Genomic DNA, 21,977 nt, shown 5'->3' with positions numbered 1-21,977 from the left:
ACCTCTGCGTCTCTGCGTGAGAAAAAAATAGCTATAAAAGGTTATTATATGTTGAGTTTAATTTTTCGGGCAATCGTTCTATCTCTGGTCATCACCTTGTTGATAGTTAGTAACCCTGCCCTAGCAGCTACATCAAAGGTTCTCCCTATTCGTCCACCGTCTTTTGAAGGTGAAATTGGCATAACTTACAAAGAGTCAACACCCGATTTTCCCGCCCCAATCACCGCTCCTAAAAATGCTCCTAATGTCTTATTAGTGCTACTAGATGATGTGGGTTTTGGGCAGGCAAGTACCTTTGGTGGTTCTGTAGAAACCCCCAATCTGACTCGTTTAGCGGAAAAAGGATTACGCTACAACCAATTCCACACTACAGCCCTTTGCTCACCTACCAGGGCAGCTTTGTTAACTGGGCGCAATCATCATTCTGTGGGTACAGGCGTAGTGGCAGAGTTAGCAACTGGTTATCCAGGTTACACGACTATTTTACCCAAGAGTGCGGCCACTGTGGCGGAAGTGCTACGTCAAAATGGTTATAATACTGCGGCTTTTGGCAAATGGCACAATACACCAGATTATGAAACCAGTGCAGTGGGGCCTTTTGATCGCTGGCCGACAGGTTTAGGATTTGAGTATTTTTACGGTTTTCTGGGTGGTGATACTAACCAATGGAGCCCGGCTTTGGTAGAAAATACCAAGCGGGTTGCACCACCAATCAACAATCCTGATTACCATTTAACTCCAGATTTAGTAGACCATGCGATCGCCTGGATTCGTTCTCAACAATCCATTGCTCCTGAGAAACCTTTCTTCACCTATCTGGCTACCGGTGCTACCCATGCCCCCCACCACGCCCCTAAAGCCTGGATTGACAAGTATCAAGGCAAATTTGATCGAGGCTGGGATAAATTGCGGGAAGAAATCTTTGTCCGTCAGAAACAACTAGGTGTAATTCCTGCCAATGCCCAGCTTACTCCCCGTGCCAAAGAATTCCCCGCTTGGGATTCTCTATCTCAAGATGAACAAAGAATTTATGCCCATGAGATGGAGGTCTTTGCAGGATTTTTAGCACATACAGACTATGAAGTCGGACGGTTGATTGATGCTATAGACAAACTTGGGGAATTAGATAACACCTTAGTAATCTATATCGTTGGTGATAACGGCGCTAGTGCCGAAGGTGGTTTAACTGGTAGTGTCAATGAACTGAAAGTCTTTAACAGAATACCGGAAAGCCAAGAACAACTTTTGGCTTCCTTGAATGACTTAGGTAGTCCCAAAACCTTTAATCATTATCATGCAGGCTGGGCTTGGGCAGGAACTACACCCTTTCAATGGACAAAACAAATTGCCTCTCACTTTGGTGGGACTCGTAATCCCTTAGTTGTTGCTTGGGGCAACCAAATTAAAGATCGTGGTGGACTCCGCAGCCAATTCCATCATGTCATTGATATTACACCCACAATTCTCGAAGCGACAGGAATTACCGTACCTACTGAAGTTAACGGGGTGAAACAACAGAAAATTGAAGGTACTAGCCTAGTTTACACATTTGACGATCCTGATGCTTCTTCCCAACGCAAAACCCAGTATTTTGAAATGTTTGGAAACCGAGCTATTTATAATAACGGATGGATAGCTGCGGCTCGTCACCCGCGCTTGCCTTGGCAGGGGACAATCAATGCTGATTTCGAGCAAGATCCTTGGGAACTATACAACATTGAGAAAGATTTCAGCGAGGCAAATAACCTAGCAGACAAAAATCCAGAGAAACTGGAAAAACTGCAAAAGTTGTTTTTATCAGAAGCCCGTAAACACAAAGTTTTACCATTAGACGATCGCGTTTCTGAACGGTTTGATGTCAAAATTCGCCCCTCTCTAGGCGCAGGACGCACCACATTTATTTACTATCCTGGTGCAGTACCGATTCCCGAAGGTAGCGCCCCAAACCTCAAAAACAGATCATTCACCATCACAGCGGATGTAGAGATTCCAGAAAATGGTGCTGAGGGTGTCTTGTTAACTCAAGGTGGACGCTTTGCTGGTTGGGGCTTTTTTCTTGAAGATGGTAAACCAACTTATACCTACAATTTTGCAAATGCAGAGCGATACATTATTCAATCTCCTGAAAAATTACCCCCAGGGAAAGCAACAATAGGATTTGATTTTGATTATGACGGTGGTGTTGGTGCAGGAGGAACTGGGAAATTGTTCATTGACAATCAACAGGTAGCTCAAGGTCGAATTGAAAAAACTATACCTTATCGTGTGGCTTTAGATGAAACCTTTGATGTTGGTCGAGATACAGGTACACCTGTAGTTGACACCTATCAAGTACCGTTTGCTTTTACAGGTAATTTACAGAAAGTTACCCTGAACCTGAAATAAGTTTAGGGGTATAGACGTTCCTGGTAACGTCTATACAATAATTCTCGGTTAAGAGGAAAAGGGGAAAGGGAAAAGGGAAAGAAAAAACCTTTAACCCTTACCCGATTCTGAGTTAAAAATGTAAAAAACGATAAGTATTGCCTCTACATCTACTATTACAAGATCAATAAAAATGATCGCGCGAAAGCAAAAAATTATGAATGAGATTATCCCCATACTTGACAAACTCGCATTTCTGTCATTTGTCGTTGCAACTATGTTTGGTACAGGGTTGAAGTTAACTTTACAGCAGATTTGGGAACCACTCCGCAATATCCGTTTAGTTATTTTATCACTGGTGGCAAATTTCTTAATTGTACCCCTTTTTATCTATTTGCTGTTGCAAGTAGTACCTGTAACTGAACCAGTGAAAGCTGGTTTTATCATTATGGCGTTAGCATCAGGCCCTCCAGCCTTACCTAAACTGGCTCAAATAGTTAAGGGTAATTTAGCTTTTTCTACAGGGTTAATGATGTTACTAATGTTTGGCACAGTATTTTATATGCCGATTGCACTACCGTTAGTTTTGCAAGGTGTACAAGTCAATTCTTGGGATATTGCCAAACCTTTAATATTGTTGATGTTAACCCCATTAGGAATTGGGTTATTTCTTAAGGCAAAATCTGAAGACATAGCCCTCAATTTTCAAGCAATTACGTTCAAAATATCGAACTTTGGATTACTTCTAGGTTTAGTGGTAAGACTAGTAGTTCACTTTAACGAGATTATCATCTTATTAAAAACAGGTGTAATCTTTGTTTGTGCTATTTTTATTATCTTCTCTTTTACTGTGGGTTATTTACTGGGTGGTCCTGGTATTGATACTCAAAGAGTTTTAGGAGTAGGAACGGCTCAACGTAATTTTGCTGCTGCTTTATTAATAGGTACGAGTAATTTTGACGATCCTAATGTGGTGAGTACTATTATGGTGACAAGTTTATTAATGATGGTTTCAGTTCTGATTTTGGGGAAAAAGTTAACAGAAGTAGACCAAGGACAGGGTGCAAAAGTAGAGTCGGTAGAAATTTCATGAGTAACCCTCCACTGCTCCCATGACCGAGTTGAGTACAACATTGCTCTAACTTTCAGAATGATAACTTGAGTCAGCTACTCACACTAAATTTTTGAATAGTATAGGAATCCGCTTTGATTTTTGTATCCCTCACGGGAGCGTAGCCATATTTACTTGCGTGGGAAGGCAAGAGGCAATAGGAAAGAAGGCTTTTTGAGTTGTACGGAGTTTTTTCAAAAATCAAATATGAGTCCTATAGTATTTACAACTCAATGATAAAACTGTCTCGCAGATGAAAATCAGCCTCTGTGCCTCGATGAGTTAACGCCCAGTAAATTACTTCACCATCTCTATCTTTAATAACGCTAGTAATGGCAACTTCAATTGCTTGCTCCATAGAAATGATTTTATCTAAATCAACATTTAAGGCTAGTGCTAAACTATCAGATTGATTTTGAACATTAAAAGGGAGATTTTCAAAAGCTGTTTCCTCTTGCATTCCTTGGCGATACCCATCAAGGCGATAAACATTCCAGTGTCCACTTGGGGACAGGTTAAATTCCCAATACTGTTGAGAATATTTGATGCCAAGGAAAAACTCGAAGCAGGTGTCTTTCCACAATTCATGCTTGCGTGACGGTGTATTTGATGGTTGGGCAATCGCAATTTCTTTTAAATCGCCTTCAAGCAGATAGTGGATGGCAAATTGATTACTATTTCGGCTGATATTGCCTGCAATTTTCAAATTAGGCAGCGATTTAGTAGAAGGGAAGGGTTGTAGAGAAAATGTCTGGTTGTTCATTTCAAATCTTTGATAATGTTACGAATCTGCGTTTCTTGAGATTCAATACTTTCGGTAAGCTTAAACTGCACGATCGCTCTTGCCAAGTTATGTTCTGGGTGCTTAACTTTAAAGTAGACATTCCCGGCTAAATAATCAGCAAAAAATCTCAATCCTAATTCAAAGGCAATGAGACGGATGGCATCATATATGTATGCATAGTCATTATCGGTAAGAAACGCCTTTGCCACAGAGAGATAGCCTTGTAAGATTCCCTGACAAAGGTCAGTATCGAAATGAACACTTTCCCAATTCTCTGTTTCTTCTCCAGCCTGATTGCAGCCCGATCGCAAACAATCGCCAATATCGTAATGTACCAGACCGGGTTTAACGGTATCGAGGTCGATCACACTCACGGCTTGCTGGGTAACAATGTCGAACATAACGTTATTAATTTTGGGATCGCCGTGCATCAGACGCAGAGGTAGTTTGCCCTCAGCTTTGGCATTTTCTAGGATATGTGCAAAGGCTTGGCGATCGCTAACAAACTGTAAACAATAATTAACTTCCGAAGATTGGCTAGCACTAGTTTTCGCCAACACTTTTTCGTAATCCTGGAGGTAAAGCGGTGTAATATGGAATCCTTGAAGAGTGTCAGCGAGTTTTTCTGGTGGTAAATCACTGATTAAATTGTGGAACATCCCCAAGGCATAACCGATTTCTTTTGCTTGTGAGCGATCGCGCATAGTATCAAAAGACTGAGAGCCTTCAATAAAGCTAATCGCCCGCCAAAAGGAGCCATCTGCATCCTGACAGTGGTCTTGAGCATCCTTAGTTAATAGTACGCGCGGTACTTCCCAGCGACGATTGAGGGAAATATGCTGTAACTGTTTATGAACATGCTCAGTTAAGGTACGCATATTCTGCATAATCAGTTTTGGCTGACGAAATACCTGCGTGTTGATGCGTTGCAGGACAAAATGTTGTTCTTTTGGGGAATCTAGAGTGACTAAGAAAGTGTCATTGATATTACCACTTCCAAAGGCTTTAACGGCTGTAACCTTTCCTACTTGGGCGAATTGATCTGCGATCGCAACCAAATTCTCTGCACGTTGTCTATTAAATTCTTCTGTCATCTGTTTAACCTGCACTACTCCTCACGTATATTGCACAAAGGCAATAGGGGATATGGTAGCGCGTCAAAATAATTCGTAATTCGTAATTCGTAATTCGTAATTTTTAAAGGTAATAACCCTAGCACAGGGTACAACACCGATAGTAAGTATTTGTCCAGTGTGGGGAAGCAAGCGTAGAGAGGGTAATAACCCATCGTAGATATCGCTCTTGTCGGCCCTGTGCTAATTCAGTACTTAAGAAATTTCGTCGCTATCAACCCACTCATCATAAGATGAGTCATAACCAACATAGTGAACAAAGTATTGCTGATTTTGGATTTGCTGAATCGTTGCGGAATACCAAGCCTCTTGGTCTTCATCCCAACATTTTACTTTTTGACCAACTGCATATCCATTGTCATCCGCAGCGCGAAGATCGCGAGTTCGAATGTCATCTTCACCTACCCACTCGTCATAAGATGAACCGTAGCCAAGGTAATGAATAAAGAATTGGTCATCTTGGATTTTCTCAATTGTTCCCTGATACCAATCTTCGTCCTCACCATCCCAGACTTCTACTGTTTTGCTGACTTCATACTGAACTTTATCTGACTTGACAACAGAAGCTGATGAAACATCTTGAATAGGCTTTTGTTGTTCTTGTTTCATTTCCTCTTTTACTAAAGTGTATGCTTCCAAAATCAAGCCGCGAGCGACGGTTTGAGTTCCGGTATGCTCGTAGTAATTGGTAGTTTGATCTAGGAATACAGCGACAAAATCTAAATTATCATCAGCAATCTGAATAAAACTACCCAAATTACTAGAAATTGATTGCGGGGTTACACCTGTTTTGGATACTAAGTTATTCATCCAACCTTGTACGGAGTTAAAACCCTGACTGATAAAACCAACTTTATCAGAGGGATTATTACCTGGTAAAAAGTTATTAACAGCTAAGAAAACCGGATTTTGAGTTATTGCGCCAGCATCAGTGCCACTAATAACTCCGTGAATTTTGCTGAGAAAATCGGGGCCTAATGGCAGAATTCCGTCTATACAAACTAAAGCTACCATCCGCATTAAGGAGGCATTTTGATAGTTGTTAGTCAGGGAATTAGCAAACTCTTGGGGGTTGGGCTGAGGAATGCCGTTTAATTTGCAAAAGGCGATGATTTCGACAGCAATTTTTAGTGCCAAATCAATAGATTGAGTTACGTCAGCTTTAGGAGTAATGTTGCCTAAAAAAGACAGAAAGCCGATTTTCTCACTAACTTTATTCGCTAAAGCTGCTGCTGCCATAGCTGTGTCTGCCTTATCAATTGTTTGATAAAGTTTAATTGCGAACTGGTAGCCTTTTTGAGGATCTTCGTATAATACGACAGCGCGATCGCGGATTCTCTGAATTACCTTAGCATCGGTAACTCCTGTAATGCTGCGAATGCTATTTTCAAACCCCGTCAAATTGCTCCACTCACCTGGCGCTACATAATCAAGAGCCTTTAAAACTTTGACAGTGATATTGTCAGTTGGTAATTCGTCAACCAACTGAATAATTGATTTATCCATCAGCCGCTCCTCAAAACTCAAAGTTATGCTTACAACACAGTTCAACTAAACCCACAACAAATACCAGTTGCTTAACTTACGGGAGGCCTTTCTCTGGCCAACGCTGCGCGAATTACTGAACCGTATTAATAGAGTTCCCTGAGTTGACCAAAAAATAACAAGTGGCGATCGCTACCTCGTAACACTTCTCTGTTCAAGTGGAAGGGTTTAAAGTCATTCCTTTCCCTTTTTCCCAAAACGGATTCCCACAACAGAGATGGAAAGTATTTATCCGAGCAGTATTGGATTGCCTCTCATCTGCTGACTTTTCAATTAGCTGAGTCTACATTTGAGCCTAACTCCATGCCAAATATTTGTTTTTTTAACCTTTTGCTAGCTGTTCCTTAAACTTACCGGGATAGGTTGAAGTTGATAAGTACGAATTAATACTAATAAAGTATGTAGCTATTTTTTGCTATTTACTTCGGTCTTTCATGATGATCTTGTCTTATGTTCGCCCAAACGCTGAAGTAAGTTTTTGCATCTATCCTTTTGTGTCTATGGGAAGCGATCGCCCCACAAATCAGTGTAATCGCTCTGGTGGGTGTAGCGATCGCTTTAGGACTGTTTATGAAGTGCGGACAACTTTGGATAAATCCCAAGAGCGATCGCACTTAATACATCGCTTCGGATCATTTGGTTGATTTTTTGAGAATCTGAAACAAATTAAAGAGGTTAATAATTCTATGGCTTTAACACAAGGGGATATTGCTTTTATATCCTTCAATGCCGATGAAGATGGCTGGTCTATTGTTACATTTGTAGATATAGACCCGAACACGACGATTTATTTCACTGATAACGAAGCTACTAGCACGACAGCTTTTAATACTGGTGAGTCTTATTTTCAATGGACATCAGGATCTAGTACGATAAATGCTGGTACAGTAATTCGCTTTACTGGAGTTGATGTTGCCACCCTTGCTGCATCAGTTGGAACTCTCTCTCGTGCTACGGTATCAGGTAGCAGTAACTACGGTCTTTCTACAAGTGGTGACGTTATCTACGCTTTTCTTGGCTCTAGCGCAGCTGCTCCAACTACGATTTTAACTGCGGTATCATCAGGAGATGTTGTAACGCCTGGTGATACAATTGCAAATGCAGGATTAACGGTTGGAGTTAACGCAATAGTATTAAGAACTAGTGCTGACTATGGCGAATATAGTGGCTCTAGAACTGGACAATCTAGCTTTGCAAACTATAAATCTTCAGTCTTTAATGTTAACAACTGGACGGTTGATCAAACTGATGGTAACTATACTACAACTGCTCCAAATACCACAAATTTTACGATCGCTGCATCAATCCCCACTGTGACGATCGCAGCCCAAGATGCCAACGCCGCCGAAGCTGGCACTGACCCTGGTATCTTTCGTATCTCTCGCACAGGTAGTACTACCGATGCCTTGACGGTAAATTACAATGTTGCAACGGGTGCTGGACAAGCCACAAGCGCAGATTACACACCAACCTTAACAGGCACAGCAACCATTGCTGCCGGACAATCCTTTGTCGATGTTACCATTACACCCGTTGATGATACGACAGTTGAAGGAACTGAAACTGTCACTCTGACTTTGAATAGCACCGCCAACTATACTCTGGGTACTGCTACTACTGCAACAGTAGTGATCGCTGATAACGATACGGCGGTAAGTTCCATCGATCTCTCCACCTACGTCCGCATCGGACGTTACGACCTACCCGAACCGACGCGAACCACTCCGCCAACTAACAGCTTACTAGCTCAAGAAGTCTCGGCAGTTACCTATAACAAGGATACTGACACGCTGTTCGTTGTTGGTGATGGCGGCAGAGCGATCGTGCAAGTATCGAAGACGGGACAATTAATCGACTCAATGACGCTAGCTTCTGGCAGCAGTCCCCAAGGAACGGAATTTTACGATACAGAAGGGCTTACCTATGTTGGTGATGGCAAGTTTGTCTTGATCGAAGAGCGAGACAGACAGGCTAATTTGTTTACTTATGCCCCAGGAACCACCCTTACCAGAAGCAACGTACAAACCGTAAAACTTGGTACGACGGTTGGAAATATTGGGATTGAAGGTATCTCCTATGACCCACAGACTGGTGGCTTCATCGCAGTTAAGGAGATTACACCCGAAGGAATTTTTCAAACAAACATCGATTTTGCGGCGGGAACTGCAAGTAACGGTTCGCCCACCACAGTCAACTCTACCAACCTTTTCGATCCAGCATTGGCTGGGCTTGCGGACTTCGCGGATGTTTTCGCATTGTCGAATGTATCAGCCTTGAACGGGCAACCTGACTCCAGCCACCTGCTGATTTTAAGCCAAGAATCGGGCAAGATCGTCAACATCGATCGCACTGGAAATATCTCTAGCTCATTAACCATCGTCTCCGATGCAGGTAATCCTTTGTCCGTTGCGGATCAGGGGAATGAAGGAATCACGGTGGACAAGAATGGATTGATTTATGTCACTAACGAGAATGGCGGAGGTGATATCGATCACCCCCAACTTTGGGTCTATGCACCGTCCTCATTTACATATACTAATCAAGCCCCTGTAGCCGTCAGCCTTGCGAATACCGTCACCAGCTTGTCGGAAAGCACCAGTACTGCAACTCCCTTTAAAGTCGCCAACATTATCGTCAGTGATGACGCTTTGGGAACAAATACCCTCAGTTTGACTGGTGCAGATGCCAACTCCTTTGAGATTACGGACAATGCTTTGTTCCTGAAAGCGGGAACCACCCTAGATTTTGAAACTAAGACCAACTACAACGTCAGCGTCAATGTAAATGACACCACCGTTGGCAATAACCCAGACGCAACTACGGCATTTACCTTATCAGTCACCGATGTCAATGAGAATCCCACCACCAGCAGTATCTTCATCACTGAAGTAGCTCCTTGGAGCAGTGGCAATTCGCCCGTCGCCGCAGACTGGTTTGAGCTTACCAACAAGGGTTTGAGCGCCGTAGATATCACAGGCTGGAAAATTGATGACAACTCGAATAGCTTTGCTGCATCTGTCGCCTTGAACGGCATCACCAGCATTGGCGCAGGTGAATCGGTAATCTTCATCGAAGGAGCTACCGTCAATCCGACTTTCCTATCCAACTGGTTCGGCGCAAACCCACCAGCCGGCTTGAAAATCGGCAACTACTCTGGTGCGGGCGTGGGCTTGGGTGCGGGTGGTGATGCTGTAAATATCTATAATTCCACTGGTGCTTTACAGGCTAATGTCGTCTTCGGAGCATCTCCAGCCGCAGCCCCATTTGCCACCTTCGATAATGCCGCCTTGTTAAACAATGCCACGATCGCAACACTGAGCGCTGTGGGAGTCAATGGTGCATTCGTCGCTGTAAATTCAAGCACGGAAATCGGTTCTCCAGGGACTATTGTTTCGTCTCTACCTACAATTGCGATCACCGCCCAAGATGCCAACGCTGCCGAAGCTGGCAGTGATCCTGGCATCTTCCGCATCTCTCGCACAGGCAGTACCACCAATGCCCTAACGGTAAATTACAATGTTGCCACGGGTACTGGACAAGCCACAAGCGCAGATTACACACCAACCCTAACAGGCACAGCAACCATCGCTGCCGGACAATCCTTTGTCGATATCACCATTACACCTGTAGACGATCTGACAGTTGAAGGAACTGAAACTGTCACTTTGACTCTGAATACCACCACAGACTATACTCTGGGTAATGCTACTGCAACAGTGGCGATCGCTGATAACGATGTCGCTCCGACTCTGATTCACGACATTCAAGGTAGCGGCTCAACGGCAGCTTTAACAGGAACTCAAACCATTGAAGGTATTGTTACCCGTGCATTCCTCGGTTCTACCAAACTTAACGGTTTCTACGTTCAAGAAGAAGATGCCGATGCTGATAACAATGCTGCAACCTCAGAAGCCATCTTTGTTTACGACCCAAATGGCAAATTTACTGGCAACATCGGTGATAAAGTCCGTATCACTGGAATCGCTAAAGAATTCACTACTACTAGCGGTGGAAACACCAGCAGTCTGACTGAACTGGATATCACTTCTGGAACTGTTATCAATCAAGGAGCAAGCACCCTACCCACAGCAATTAACGTCCAGTTACCAGTCACCAACGTCAGCGACTTGGAACGCTACGAAGGGATGTTAGTCAATCTCAGTGCTGGCAGTGGCAACCTCACTGTGACTGAGTATTTCCAATTAGGTCGTTTTGGAGAGGTTCTCCTCTCAGCTACAGGCTCCAGCAACCAACCCGGTACAGATGCCAGACTTGACCAATACACTCAATTTAATGCTCCTAGCGTCAGTGGAAACTCTGCTTATCTAGCTGACATTGCCAAGCGGAGAATTTATTTGGATGACGGTAGCAGTACTCAAAACCCTGACCCCATCCTCTTTGGTCGTGGCGGTAATCCTCTGAGTGCGTCTAATACCCTGCGCGGTGGTGATACCGTTGCCAGCATTACTGGTATTTTAGACGATCGCTTTGAAGGCTATCGCATCCAAACCACAACTGGAGTTAACTTTACCCCCACTAATCCCCGTCCCGTCACCCCTCCAAATGTCGGTGGTACCCTAAAGGTTGCCAGTTTCAACGTTCTCAACTTCTTTAACGGTAATGGCACAGGTGGCGGCTTCCCCACATCACGCGGGGCTGAGAACCTGACTGAGTTAAACCGTCAGCGCGACAAGATTATCCAAGCCATTGTCACATCAGGAGTAGATATTGTCGGGCTAGAGGAGATAGAGAACGACGGTTATGGTTCTACCAGTGCTATTCAAGATTTAGTCAACGGATTAAATGCAGTTGCTGGTGCTGGGACTTACAGCTTTATCAATCCTGGAACCAGTTTGGCAACTGACGAAATCACAGTTGGATTAATCTACAAATCTGGCAAAGTTACCCCAGTAGGTGCAGCAGCAACCCTAACCACCAGTGCAGCTTTTAACTTGGTGGGACGACAACCCCTCGCGCAGACCTTCGGACAAAATTCAAATGGCGAACAATTTACAGTAGTTGTCAATCACTTCAAATCCAAGGGTTCAAGTTCAGGGGGTGTTGGTGATGCTGATGCTGGGGATGGTCAAGGTTTCTCTAATGGAACACGGACTCGTCAAGCTCAAGATTTGGCAGCATGGCTGGCGACCAAACCCACCGGAACTAATGATACAGACTACCTAGTTGTCGGCGATCTCAACTCCTATGCGAAGGAAGATCCGCTAACAACCCTTGCAGGTGCAGGGTATAATAACTTACTCCCTGACACTTCCTACTCCTATGTTTTCGACGGACAGGTAGGTTCCCTGGATCATGCCCTAGCCACTGGCAGTTTAGCTGCACAGGTAAGTGGTGCAGAAAAATGGCACATCAATTCTGATGAACCCAGTGTGCTGGATTACAACACTAACTTCAAATCAGCAGGTCAAATCAGCAGTTTATATAATGCTGACCAATTCCGTGCCTCTGACCACGACCCTGTACTGGTAGGGCTAAATCTTGTTAGTGCCAACAACGCTCCCACCAATTTGACTTTAAGTCCTAGCAGCACCAATGAAAATGTGGCCGCTAATAGCGTAGTGGGTACATTTAGCACTACTGACCCAGACACAGGCAACACTTTCACTTACAGCTTAGTTGCTGGAACAGGTGATACTGATAACACTACCTTTGCGATCGCAGACAACACCTTAAAAATCAACGCCTCCCCAGACTTTGAAACCAAATCTGCTTACAGCATTCGGGTACGCAGCACCGATAATGGTGGACTTTCCCTTGACAAGGCGTTGACTATCCAAGTTAATGATGTCAACGAAGCACCTACAGCCGTAGTTGATACAATCAACGTTGCCGAAGACGCAACTACAGTTAATCTCCGTAGTATTTTACTAAGTAACGATACTGACCCTGATGCCGGAGACACTAAAAACATCATTGCTGTTAACACAACAGGCATAAAAGGTACAGTCACCTTTAACCCAACCACACAAAACTTGACTTACACAGCCTCCAGTTTTAACTCTCTACCCCAAGGGCAGACTGCAACTGATAGTTTTAGCTATGCGATCGCAGACAGTAAAGGTTTACAATCTACAACGATCATTAATGTCAGCGTCACTGGTGTCAACGATGCTCCGACGGTAGTGCAACCTCTTGAAGACAGAATCATCTCTACAGGCAAGCTTTTCTCTTTCAACGTCGGTGACAAATTTACTGATATAGATCGAGGCGACACCCTGACCTACACTGCTACGGGCTTACCCACTGGATCTGATATCGCTAACACAGGTCTGATATTCGGCAATGTCTCCCAAACTGGTATTTTTGCCGTCACTGTTACCGCTGCTGATGGCAAAGGTGGCAGTGTTAGCGATACCTTTGACCTGACTGTTGCCAATAACAAGGCGACATCTGGCAACGACATTATCTTTATCGACCAACTTGTTGGTGTAAGCGTATTCAATGCTCTAGGTGGCAACGATCGCGTGATCGGCACTGATGCCAATGAGACACTCAGTGGTGCAGCAGGCAATGATTACATTGATGCCAAGGGCGGTAATGATTCCCTTTTGGGGAACGATGGCATTGACACACTTTTAGGTGGGGCAGGTAATGACATTCTTGATGGTGGAGCAGCCGATGACATACTTTTAGGTGAACTTGACAATGATACACTTCTTGGTGGGGCAGGTAATGACATTCTTGATGGTGGAGTAGGTAATGACAACCTCAATGGTGGAGCAGGTAATGACACGCTTCTAGGTGGACTTGGCAATGACATCCTGGCTGGAGGTGGTGGCAATGACCATCTAATTGGTTGGGGAGGTGGTACAAACGAAATTGACCAACTCAACGGCGCTCAAAGTGCAGATACTTACATTTTGGGTGATGCTAGTTCAGTTTTCTATACCAAATCTGGCAATGGTGACTACGCCGATATTGTTAGCTTCAAAGCAAGCGATCGGATTCAGCTTAAAGGATCTGCTGACAATTATTTCTTAGGGTCAGCATCAGTATCTGGATTTAGTAGTTCATCTGTGGGCATTTTCGCCAATAATGGGACGCAATTAGAATTAATTGCGGTTGTGGAAAGCGGATTAAATCGCAATTTGGCAACAGATACTCGCTTCGTGTTTGTCTAAGTCTACTTTTTCTAAGATAAAAAGGTGCGTTATGCCTCTGCTTAAGGTACTGTGACAGGCAAGATCAAAACGAATGCGTTACTTCCTTGACGCACCTAATAGCGCAATACTCAAGTTTAAGTCTGTCCCTTTCTGAGTTGGAGAGGGACAGATTTTTTGTAGTAAGTCAGTAATTCGTTAACCAATTGAGAGCAAGGCAGGAGTTAGAAGGAAAACTGCGCGAATTACTGAATTGTATTAATAGAGTTCCCTGACATGACCAAAAAAACCAATTAGCGAAGCGATCGCTACTGATGTCTATTGCCTATTTTTCCATCTCCAGTTGCTCTCGTTGCTTACCATACTCCCGCAGCTGTTTTAACAGAACTTCTTGGGATGAGTTAGGGATAGACGGATTGGGAGTTGGTTGAAGGTTGATGTCACTACTTTCAAAATTAGCAGGTGAAGGATTAACTTCATAGACGGGTAGCGACTTGTCATTAGACATTGCTTGTTGGGTTGGTGCTGGGGTAGGAATTAGATTATTTGGTTTGCTCACAGCAGCTTTGACCGAATCTAGAGTAGTAGCAACTTGTACTTGTTGCTGCATCTCTTGTGTAGAAGAGACTAAACCACTTAAACCATTCACTAATTGCCGCAAATTTTTTCGGAAATTAGGATCGCCTGTCAATTCATCCAAATCAGATGTAATTTTTTGGGTATTTTCAAAGGTGACTCGTGCTGAATCTAAAGTTTGTTGCAGCAGCACCGCATTTTTGGGATCGTTTAAGGTTTTAGAAGCATCGCGTAAATTAGCTGAGGCTTGCGCTGCATTTGCTGAAAGAGCTTCTAGATTGTTGAGTAATTCTCCTTTAGTCAATCGATTCACAGATGGTGATAGGCTACTGACTGTAACACGTAGTTGGTTGCTGGTTTCGGTGATATTATTTAAAGCGCCAACCAACGAAGAACGATTTGTTGTCAACAGATTATCCAGGTTGTTGAGCAAACGATTTGCTTGAGTTGCAGTTGCACCGAATTTATTTACTGTTTGATTTGCAGATGTATTAAGTTGGTTAGTCGCTCGTTGCACTGAATTAGCAGTGGCTGAAAATGTATTTAATTGTTGTCGCAAGCTTTTAGTCAAACCTTGTAAATCCTGACTTAGCTCAGTAAAACTGGATGCTGCACCTGTGGTAGTTTCTAGAACCCTATTGACATTTCTATAAAATTTGGGGTCATTGTATGATGAGGCTAGATCAGTTGAACTGCGAATTAATTCATCAACACTGATGCCAATCTGACCTTTTAAGCGAGAGCCATTACAAACAATCAGACTGGAATCGCAACTTTTATCTAGGGGTCTAGCAATTACAACCCCAGCAGGTAAAGTTGTTTTTGGTGTAATGTCAATAATACTTTCGCTAATTAATCCACTTTGATTAGCTTCCACCACGACATTCCGGGGGATAATTAAGTCAGTTTGGGCAATTTCAATTTCTATATCAATCGCATTAGCTTTTGGTAGAACCTGAGAAATAGTTCCTACTTTAACACCTCGATAGCGAACTATTGCTCCCTTTTGCATTCCGCCAGCATTAGCAAATTCCACAATAATTTTGTATGAACGGCCAGCAGCAGTAAATCTATTTAACCACAAAAAGAGTAACCCGAATACTCCTAGTCCTACCAGGAGCAACAACCCCACAGAGCCTTCTCTAAATGTTCGCCCAGACGCGAAGCGGCTTGTCATAAGACCTCGCATATTTTTCCTCTACCCAATAATTAGTTATGAGTTGGGAGTTATGAGTTAGAAGTTATGAATTGAATTTAACTCTCATTCCTCATTTTTCACTCCTCACTTTTTACTCCTCACTTTTCACTTTTTAACCGACGACTTGAATCGGCCCTTGCACGCTTCCACTCATAAATTGTTTGATCAAGGGATTTTCTGTGTTGTATATCTCACTAACTGTACCCTGCCACTGCACTCTACCTTCATAGAGAAATATAAGTCTATCAGTTGTCCGACGGATAGTGCTGTCCTGGTGGGTAACAACGGCATAAGTACTACAAACACCATGTAAACATTGCAAATAGCGGATTAAATCTTCGATTACAGTTGAGGCAATAGGATCGAGTCCGGCCGTTGGTTCATCGTATAGTAGAACTTCTGGCCCTTCTGAGGGATTATCGGGGTTAGACATGATTGCACGGGCAAAACTTACCCGTTTTCGCATTCCCCCGGACAGTTCGGCTGGGTAAAGGTGGCTTATTGATGGCAAACCGACCATTTCCAATTTTTCTTTTACCAAATCTCGAATGCGCGATCGCGGCAGCTTTGAATTTTGATAAAGTAAAAATCCCACATTCTCCTCCACTGTCAGCGAATCAAATAGCGCCGCCTGTTGAAACACCATACCAATGCCAACTGGCTGTCCAGCATCCTCAATCAAACCGTCCCGCCGCACTCCTTGCACATAAATTTCTCCTTCATCAGGAGCAAGTAACCCCGCCATCACCCGTAGAATTGTTGATTTACCAGTCCCTGATGGCCCAATAATCCCCAGTGCTTCTCCCCGGTAAATGGTCAAGTCTACATTATCTAGAACTTTATGGCTACCAAAGGACTTAGAAACACCTTTTAGTTCAATCAATGGTTCAGTCATTAGTTATTAGTCATTAGTCATTGGTGAGCCGGTGCCTTGGGCAGGTTCCCCAATTTGTACCCTTACAAGTAAGCAAGCTACTGGCCAGGGCATTGTATAGTACATTATAAGTATATGAGTGGCATTCTAATTAGCAAACTTTATTTTTTTAGCATAATATTTACTTATTTGCCATTTTCAATGTCCCAAAATATCCTCAAACCAAAGCTGAGAAATACACCGTAGTAACTTAATGTCTCAGTAAAGGTAAACTAAGACTCCAGTTTTCTGTGGACATTAGCAAATCTATTTAATAGTATATTCATCCTATTAGAGGCTATAACGGCTCAAACAAAAGCCAAGAAATAATTAACCGTTTAATGTAAGATATAGGAATTTTATTTTTGAAAATCAAATTTTGCAAACTACTAACTTCGCTTACAAGCTAGGCTTATAGTTATTTAAAAGGAATTTCCGATTGCTCTACAAATATTTAATTGATTATCATCTAAAGTTATTGCCATTAGTAGAGTTGTTATCTAATCTGAGACATTAATAATATTTTTCCTAAACCTTGTAGTTGTCAACCACAAAAAATATTTACTAATATTGTAATAATTACTAAGAAAAATCAAACTAGAGATTATGAGTAGCAACTTAGAACAATTTGCAAGTGATAATTCTTCTGGTATTTGTCCAGAAGCACTGGAATATACGATTAGAGCAAATCAGGGTAGTGTTCCAGCTTATGGGAATGATGAATGGACTCAAAAAGCAACAGATTATTTTCGGGAACTCTTTGAAATTGATTGTGAAGTATTTTTCACCTTTAATGGTACAGCCGCAAATTCTTTGTCTTTAGCTGCCCTTTGCCAGTCATATCACAGTGTGATTTGTCATGAAACATCTCACATAGAAACAGATGAATGTGGCGCACCTGAATTTGCATCTAATGGTTCTAAACTTTTACTGGCTCAAGGGAAAAATGGCAAGTTAACATCAGAATCGATAGAAGCAATTGTCACTAGACGCACTGACATTCATTATCCAAAGCCTAAAGTTATTAGTATTACCCAATCAACTGAATTAGGAACTTTATATTCTATTGAAGAACTTCTAAAAATTAAAGAAGTGGCAAAAAAGTATAATTTAAAAATTCACATGGATGGCGCTCGTTTTGCAAATGCAGTTGCCGCTATGAATAAAAGCCCTGCTGAAATTACTTGGAAAACTGGAGTAGATGTATTATGCTTTTGTGGTACTAAGAATGGAATGGCATTAGGTGAAGCAATTCTTTTCTTCAACAAAGAGTTAGCAGAAGATTTTGATTATCGATGCAAGCAAGCAGGTCAGTTAGCTTCAAAAATGCGGTTTATTTCTGCTCCTTGGTTGGGTTTGTTAGAAACTGGTGCTTGGCTAAAAAATGCCAAACATGCTAATCAATGTGCTGAATATTTAGAAAATCAACTCTTAAATATAGAAGGCGTTGACTTGATGTTTCCCAGAGAAGCCAACGCCGTATTTGTGAAATTACCTGAACAAGTCATTCACACCTTAAAAGCAAAGAACTGGCAGTTTTATACATTTATCGGTGTGGGAGGAGTACGTTTTGTGTGTTCTTGGAACACTACACAATCAAGGATTGATGAATTGATTGATGATATTAAAAAAGCAATCATAACTATCTGATTGATAAAAATTGGTGTTATCTAGATATCCGATTTATTTAAAAATTTGTGTATCTAATATAGTGGTTATTAGTTGATTACAATACAGATCTAACCCCCAGCCCCTTGCCTATATGAGAAAGGGACTAAGATTCAAAGCCTCTCTCCTTTTAAGAGAGAGGTCAAACTATATTGCTTCTATTAGAGAATTAGAAAACCGCTATATCAATTACATCTGAGGTTGCTCCCAAGCAACCGGATTTGATATTACTTGCTATGAAACTTCAATTGCATGTTTGATTGCTGCCACAATCCCAGATGCTTATTTTTAGCATTAGCTTCTGCAATTAAATATTGGGTTTTGCTTTCGTAGCAATTTTGTAAAGATTCTCTGTCAACGACAGCATTACCTGACTCTACCAAAAGGAGATTTACTGATCGATTATCCACAAACACTTCACCAACTGTACGGCCATTTTGGAGTTGTTCAATGCTTCTAATCACAACAGGAGTTTTAGGTGGTAGTAGCTGTTTTAAGCTTTGTGTCGCTGCTAAAGTATACACTTGTCCAACCGCCTTTGGTGCATTGATACACGCTAGCCTAACAGGAATTGTTTGTCCGGCATTATTTTTAACTAAAATTGTGTTTCCGTCTGTAACACCAACTACTGTAGCTAGCACCAACATTAGTTCAAGTAATTCCATCATTTTGTATGTAAGAATTTATGCATAAATATCATGTTATTGCAGTGCTTAGGTTGCTAGTGTGATTTGACTCACAAAAGACTGTTTAATTGATAAATGCTTTGTAATCTTCAATTAACTTTGCCAAGCGGCAAGCAAGAAATGGACTTGCATCCTGCAAAGCTTCATAAATTTGAATACCTTCTTCTCGATATCGAATAATTTTATCTTGAGTCCAATAATGTGGTGGTGCTTGTAGGTTAGTGATTCTATCGGCTAATTTCACCATCCATATTTCTTTTGGTTGCTTTTTTATCCTTTGTAAACTATCTGCCATTTGGAGATTTTTTGCTAAAGTTTCATCTTTAGTCAGTGCAAGTACACCATTAGCTACTGATTCACCAAATTCGGTTCTAATTTCTTCAAACGTTGTATTAGTATCTTCGATTGTGTCATGCAAAATAGCACATTGAATAGCAAGATTTCCATCATGTTCTGTTTCCACACTTATGGCTGCAATTACCTCCATACTCACAAGATTCAAGTGCATAAGGTAAGGTATTTCTGAACCTGCCATTTTCTGACCTTGATGTGCGTATGCTGCTTTCTTTAAGGCTTTAATGTAAATTTCTTGAGACCAGTTTTTTGGGCTGAGTTGGTATTTTTCCATTTATCGATTTTTCTAATGAAGTGATGTTATCTATTCTGCCACAATCATAAATAGGATAACTGTAGCAGAAGAAATACTTGATATCAATCAAAAGCTCTAAAAAGGAACTACAGGTAATTGAATACTTACTATAGTACCTGTTAAAATATCAGAACAGATTGATAGTTCTCCATTATGAGCATTGACGATGCGTTTAGTAATAGCAAGCCCTAGCCCAGTGCCACAAGGTTTTGTGGAGAAGAATGGCTGAGAAAGCTTGCTTATAAATTCTGATGGAATTGGTGCGCCGCCATTATGGACATTAATATAGACTTTATTTATATCAGAACAACCCACTTCCCATTTAACAATATCTCCTGGTGCAACTGCCTCGCAAGCATTCCGAAGGATGTTAATAAATACTTGTTTAAGTTTGTCCTTATCCCCCAAAACTTTTACTGTAGGTAACACCGGAACAAATTCAATTTTTCGTTCCAGAGCTTCTGGCATTTCATGAATATATACTAGTAAATCATGAATTAGTTCATTCACATCTAATTCACAAAGCTGCAATACTTGAGGCTTGGCGTATAGCAAAATTTCACTTAGCAGACGCTCCAAACGGCTAGATTCATTCAATGCCAACGCTAATCGCTCTTGAGCAGATTCTGTTAAAATGGTTTTTTGGAAATACTTTAATCCCATAATCATTGTAGTCAAGGGATTACGAATTTCATGCACAATCATGGCAGCAAATTCACCAATAGCAGCCAATCGTTCCTGTTCTAAAAGCTTGGCTTGGGTTGCTTGTAATTCTGCGGTGCGTTTTTCTACCTCAGCTTCCAAAATATGATTAAATTTGCATTGTTGTTGATAAAGATGATAGTTATCAATTGCTGTTGCTGCTCGTTCAGCGAACAATTCCACAATTTGAATATCTTCTTTTGTAAAATCACGTGGTTGGTGATTAAAAGAACAGATAGTACCAATTACCTTGTTTTCAGCAGTCCGCAGTGGTATCCCTAAATATGCACAATAACCTTCTGGAGCCTGTCCATATTCTGGGTGTTTTTGAGCATCTTTCACGGCTAATGAGTGACCCATTTGAATAACAGTACCAGTTAGTAAACCATGTAGTGAATAAATATGTTCACCCTCTCCCATTTCAAGACTACTGGCTAGAACCGTTTCAAACCCCTCCTGGCAAAAAGTAACAACTGTCCAATCAACTCCAATAAGTTCGCTGACTCCACAGGCAATATTATGCAAGTAGCTGCCCAGTTCGCCAGTTAGATAGTTTAAAGAAGACAAACGGATTATGATTTGTCGCTCGCGCTGCCAAGTTTGGTTGTGCAACAATATTTCGTCATCACTAGTTTTACTCATGGATAGTTATTGCATAGATTATGAAAATAATTTAAAAAATCGACTGGATAGTTATTTTGACCAAGCTGTACTATTTTGAGGGAAAGATTCTACTAAAGACATTATGCTATTTACATACAACAAACTGATTAATTTTTAGGTGAATAAATGTAAAATCATCCAAGAATGAGATATTGAAAAATCAGTGGTGTGATCGTGACTAAAGTCAAACAATCTCAGAGTATTATGTAGCGTAATTAATCGTAGATATCGCTTGCCTTGAGTTTGCTCCATTTACGATGATATGGTTAAGTTTATTTATATCTAAGTACTTAAAGAGTGAAAAATTAGATTTTTCTGAGAAATTTGTAATAGAAAACATCTAAAAAGGGAATAACTATGACAGTCAATCTACAAGGAATATTACAGCAACCGGGACAAGGTTCTTCATACTGGGTGCTTGGAGATTTGTATACTTTTAAGGCAGTGGGTGAAGAAACTGGTCAAGCTTATGCTCTAGTGGAGATTACCGTTCAACCACAAAACGGTACACCTCCCCACATTCATAGTCACGAAGACGAAGCTTTCTATATTCAAGAGGGAGAATTGGAATTTCAGCTTGATGAGCAAATTATCATAGCAACTCCTGGAACTTTTCTTCACTCTCCCAAAGGTCAACTCCACAGGTTTTCAAATATTGGTGCAAAGCCAGCAAAATTGCTTTGTTGGTTCACACCAGCAGGGTTGGAGAAATTTTTTATGGAAGTAGGTGTGCCAGTCTCAGACAGAATGCAATTACCTAGCGTTAGTCCCGCAGATATGGAAAAAGCGATGACAGCTGCTTCAAAATATGGTCTTGAAATTATTCCGCCGTCTGCTGCATCTTCGCAGGTGTAAGGTAATATA

General features: G+C 41.7%; 14 protein-coding genes. 6 read left to right on the top strand and 8 right to left on the bottom strand.

The features are described from left to right. Window positions 1-48: 48 nt before the first annotated feature. Together FBB35_RS16390 and FBB35_RS16385 are read left to right on the top strand one after the other, a co-directional pair. On the top strand, window positions 49-2,385 hold the full coding sequence (locus tag FBB35_RS16390; protein WP_174710538.1) for an arylsulfatase: 2,337 nt from the start codon (window positions 49-51) through the stop codon (window positions 2,383-2,385). A gap of 196 nt (window positions 2,386-2,581) precedes the next feature. Beyond that, window positions 2,582-3,457 carry a bile acid:sodium symporter family protein gene (locus FBB35_RS16385; RefSeq protein WP_174710537.1) on the top strand — a complete coding sequence of 292 codons (876 nt, stop codon included), beginning with the start codon at window positions 2,582-2,584 and terminating at the stop codon, window positions 3,455-3,457. Window positions 3,458-3,698: 241 nt separating this feature from the next. Here the strand turns inward: FBB35_RS16385 and FBB35_RS16380 are convergent, their stop codons facing one another. From FBB35_RS16380 to FBB35_RS16370, 3 genes are all read right to left on the bottom strand, one after another. Continuing rightward, window positions 3,699-4,238, bottom strand: coding sequence for a DOMON-like domain-containing protein (locus tag FBB35_RS16380; protein ID WP_174710536.1), 540 nt, complete (start codon window positions 4,236-4,238; stop codon window positions 3,699-3,701). Further along, a complete protein-coding gene (locus FBB35_RS16375) occupies window positions 4,235-5,353 on the bottom strand; it encodes a phosphotransferase enzyme family protein (RefSeq protein WP_174710535.1) in 1,119 nt (372 codons plus the stop codon). The genes FBB35_RS16380 and FBB35_RS16375 overlap by 4 nt, the downstream gene beginning before the upstream one ends. Window positions 5,354-5,587: 234 nt before the next feature. Continuing rightward, window positions 5,588-6,898: a Tudor-knot domain-containing protein gene (locus tag FBB35_RS16370; protein ID WP_174710534.1), complete on the bottom strand. Its 1,311-nt coding sequence runs from the start codon at window positions 6,896-6,898 to the stop codon at window positions 5,588-5,590. Between the two features lie 473 nt (window positions 6,899-7,371). Here FBB35_RS16370 and FBB35_RS16365 point away from each other — a divergent pair, with 473 nt between their 5' ends. Further along, window positions 7,372-7,581 carry a hypothetical protein gene (locus FBB35_RS16365; RefSeq protein ID WP_174710533.1) on the top strand — a complete coding sequence of 70 codons (210 nt, stop codon included), beginning with the start codon at window positions 7,372-7,374 and terminating at the stop codon, window positions 7,579-7,581. 42 nt (window positions 7,582-7,623) lie between these two features. Next, window positions 7,624-14,079 carry an ExeM/NucH family extracellular endonuclease gene (locus FBB35_RS16360; protein WP_174710532.1) on the top strand — a complete coding sequence of 2,152 codons (6,456 nt, stop codon included), beginning with the start codon at window positions 7,624-7,626 and terminating at the stop codon, window positions 14,077-14,079. Window positions 14,080-14,383: 304 nt separating this feature from the next. Here FBB35_RS16360 and FBB35_RS16355 read toward each other — a convergent pair whose 3' ends face one another. Together FBB35_RS16355 and FBB35_RS16350 are read right to left on the bottom strand one after the other, a co-directional pair. After that, on the bottom strand, window positions 14,384-15,823 hold the full coding sequence (locus FBB35_RS16355; RefSeq protein ID WP_174710531.1) for an MlaD family protein: 1,440 nt from the start codon (window positions 15,821-15,823) through the stop codon (window positions 14,384-14,386). A gap of 121 nt (window positions 15,824-15,944) precedes the next feature. Next, window positions 15,945-16,727: an ABC transporter ATP-binding protein gene (locus tag FBB35_RS16350; RefSeq protein ID WP_174710530.1), complete on the bottom strand. Its 783-nt coding sequence runs from the start codon at window positions 16,725-16,727 to the stop codon at window positions 15,945-15,947. A gap of 624 nt (window positions 16,728-17,351) precedes the next feature. On the opposite strand from FBB35_RS16350, the gene FBB35_RS16345 reads away from it, so the two are divergent. Beyond that, window positions 17,352-18,395 (top strand): low specificity L-threonine aldolase, encoded by a 1,044-nt coding sequence (locus FBB35_RS16345; RefSeq protein ID WP_174710529.1) that lies wholly within the window; start codon window positions 17,352-17,354, stop codon window positions 18,393-18,395. Between the two features lie 245 nt (window positions 18,396-18,640). On the opposite strand, the gene FBB35_RS16340 is transcribed toward FBB35_RS16345, so the two are convergent. From FBB35_RS16340 to FBB35_RS16330, 3 genes are all read right to left on the bottom strand, one after another. Next, window positions 18,641-19,081 carry a thermonuclease family protein gene (locus FBB35_RS16340; protein ID WP_254625962.1) on the bottom strand — a complete coding sequence of 147 codons (441 nt, stop codon included), beginning with the start codon at window positions 19,079-19,081 and terminating at the stop codon, window positions 18,641-18,643. 82 nt (window positions 19,082-19,163) lie between these two features. Next, entirely contained in the window at window positions 19,164-19,727 is a 564-nt protein-coding gene (locus FBB35_RS16335) for an HD domain-containing protein (protein WP_174710528.1), read from the bottom strand. A 96-nt stretch (window positions 19,728-19,823) separates the two neighbouring features. Further along, a complete protein-coding gene (locus tag FBB35_RS16330) occupies window positions 19,824-21,092 on the bottom strand; it encodes a GAF domain-containing sensor histidine kinase (protein WP_174710527.1) in 1,269 nt (422 codons plus the stop codon). A gap of 378 nt (window positions 21,093-21,470) precedes the next feature. On the opposite strand from FBB35_RS16330, the gene FBB35_RS16325 reads away from it, so the two are divergent. Next, window positions 21,471-21,968, top strand: coding sequence for a quercetin 2,3-dioxygenase (locus FBB35_RS16325; protein ID WP_174710526.1), 498 nt, complete (start codon window positions 21,471-21,473; stop codon window positions 21,966-21,968). The last annotated feature ends 9 nt before the right edge of the window (window positions 21,969-21,977 follow it).

The sequence above is a fragment of the Nostoc sp. TCL240-02 genome (assembly GCF_013343235.1).
Lineage (GTDB): Bacteria > Cyanobacteriota > Cyanobacteriia > Cyanobacteriales > Nostocaceae > Nostoc.
This window is presented reverse-complemented; position numbering and strand designations above follow the sequence as displayed.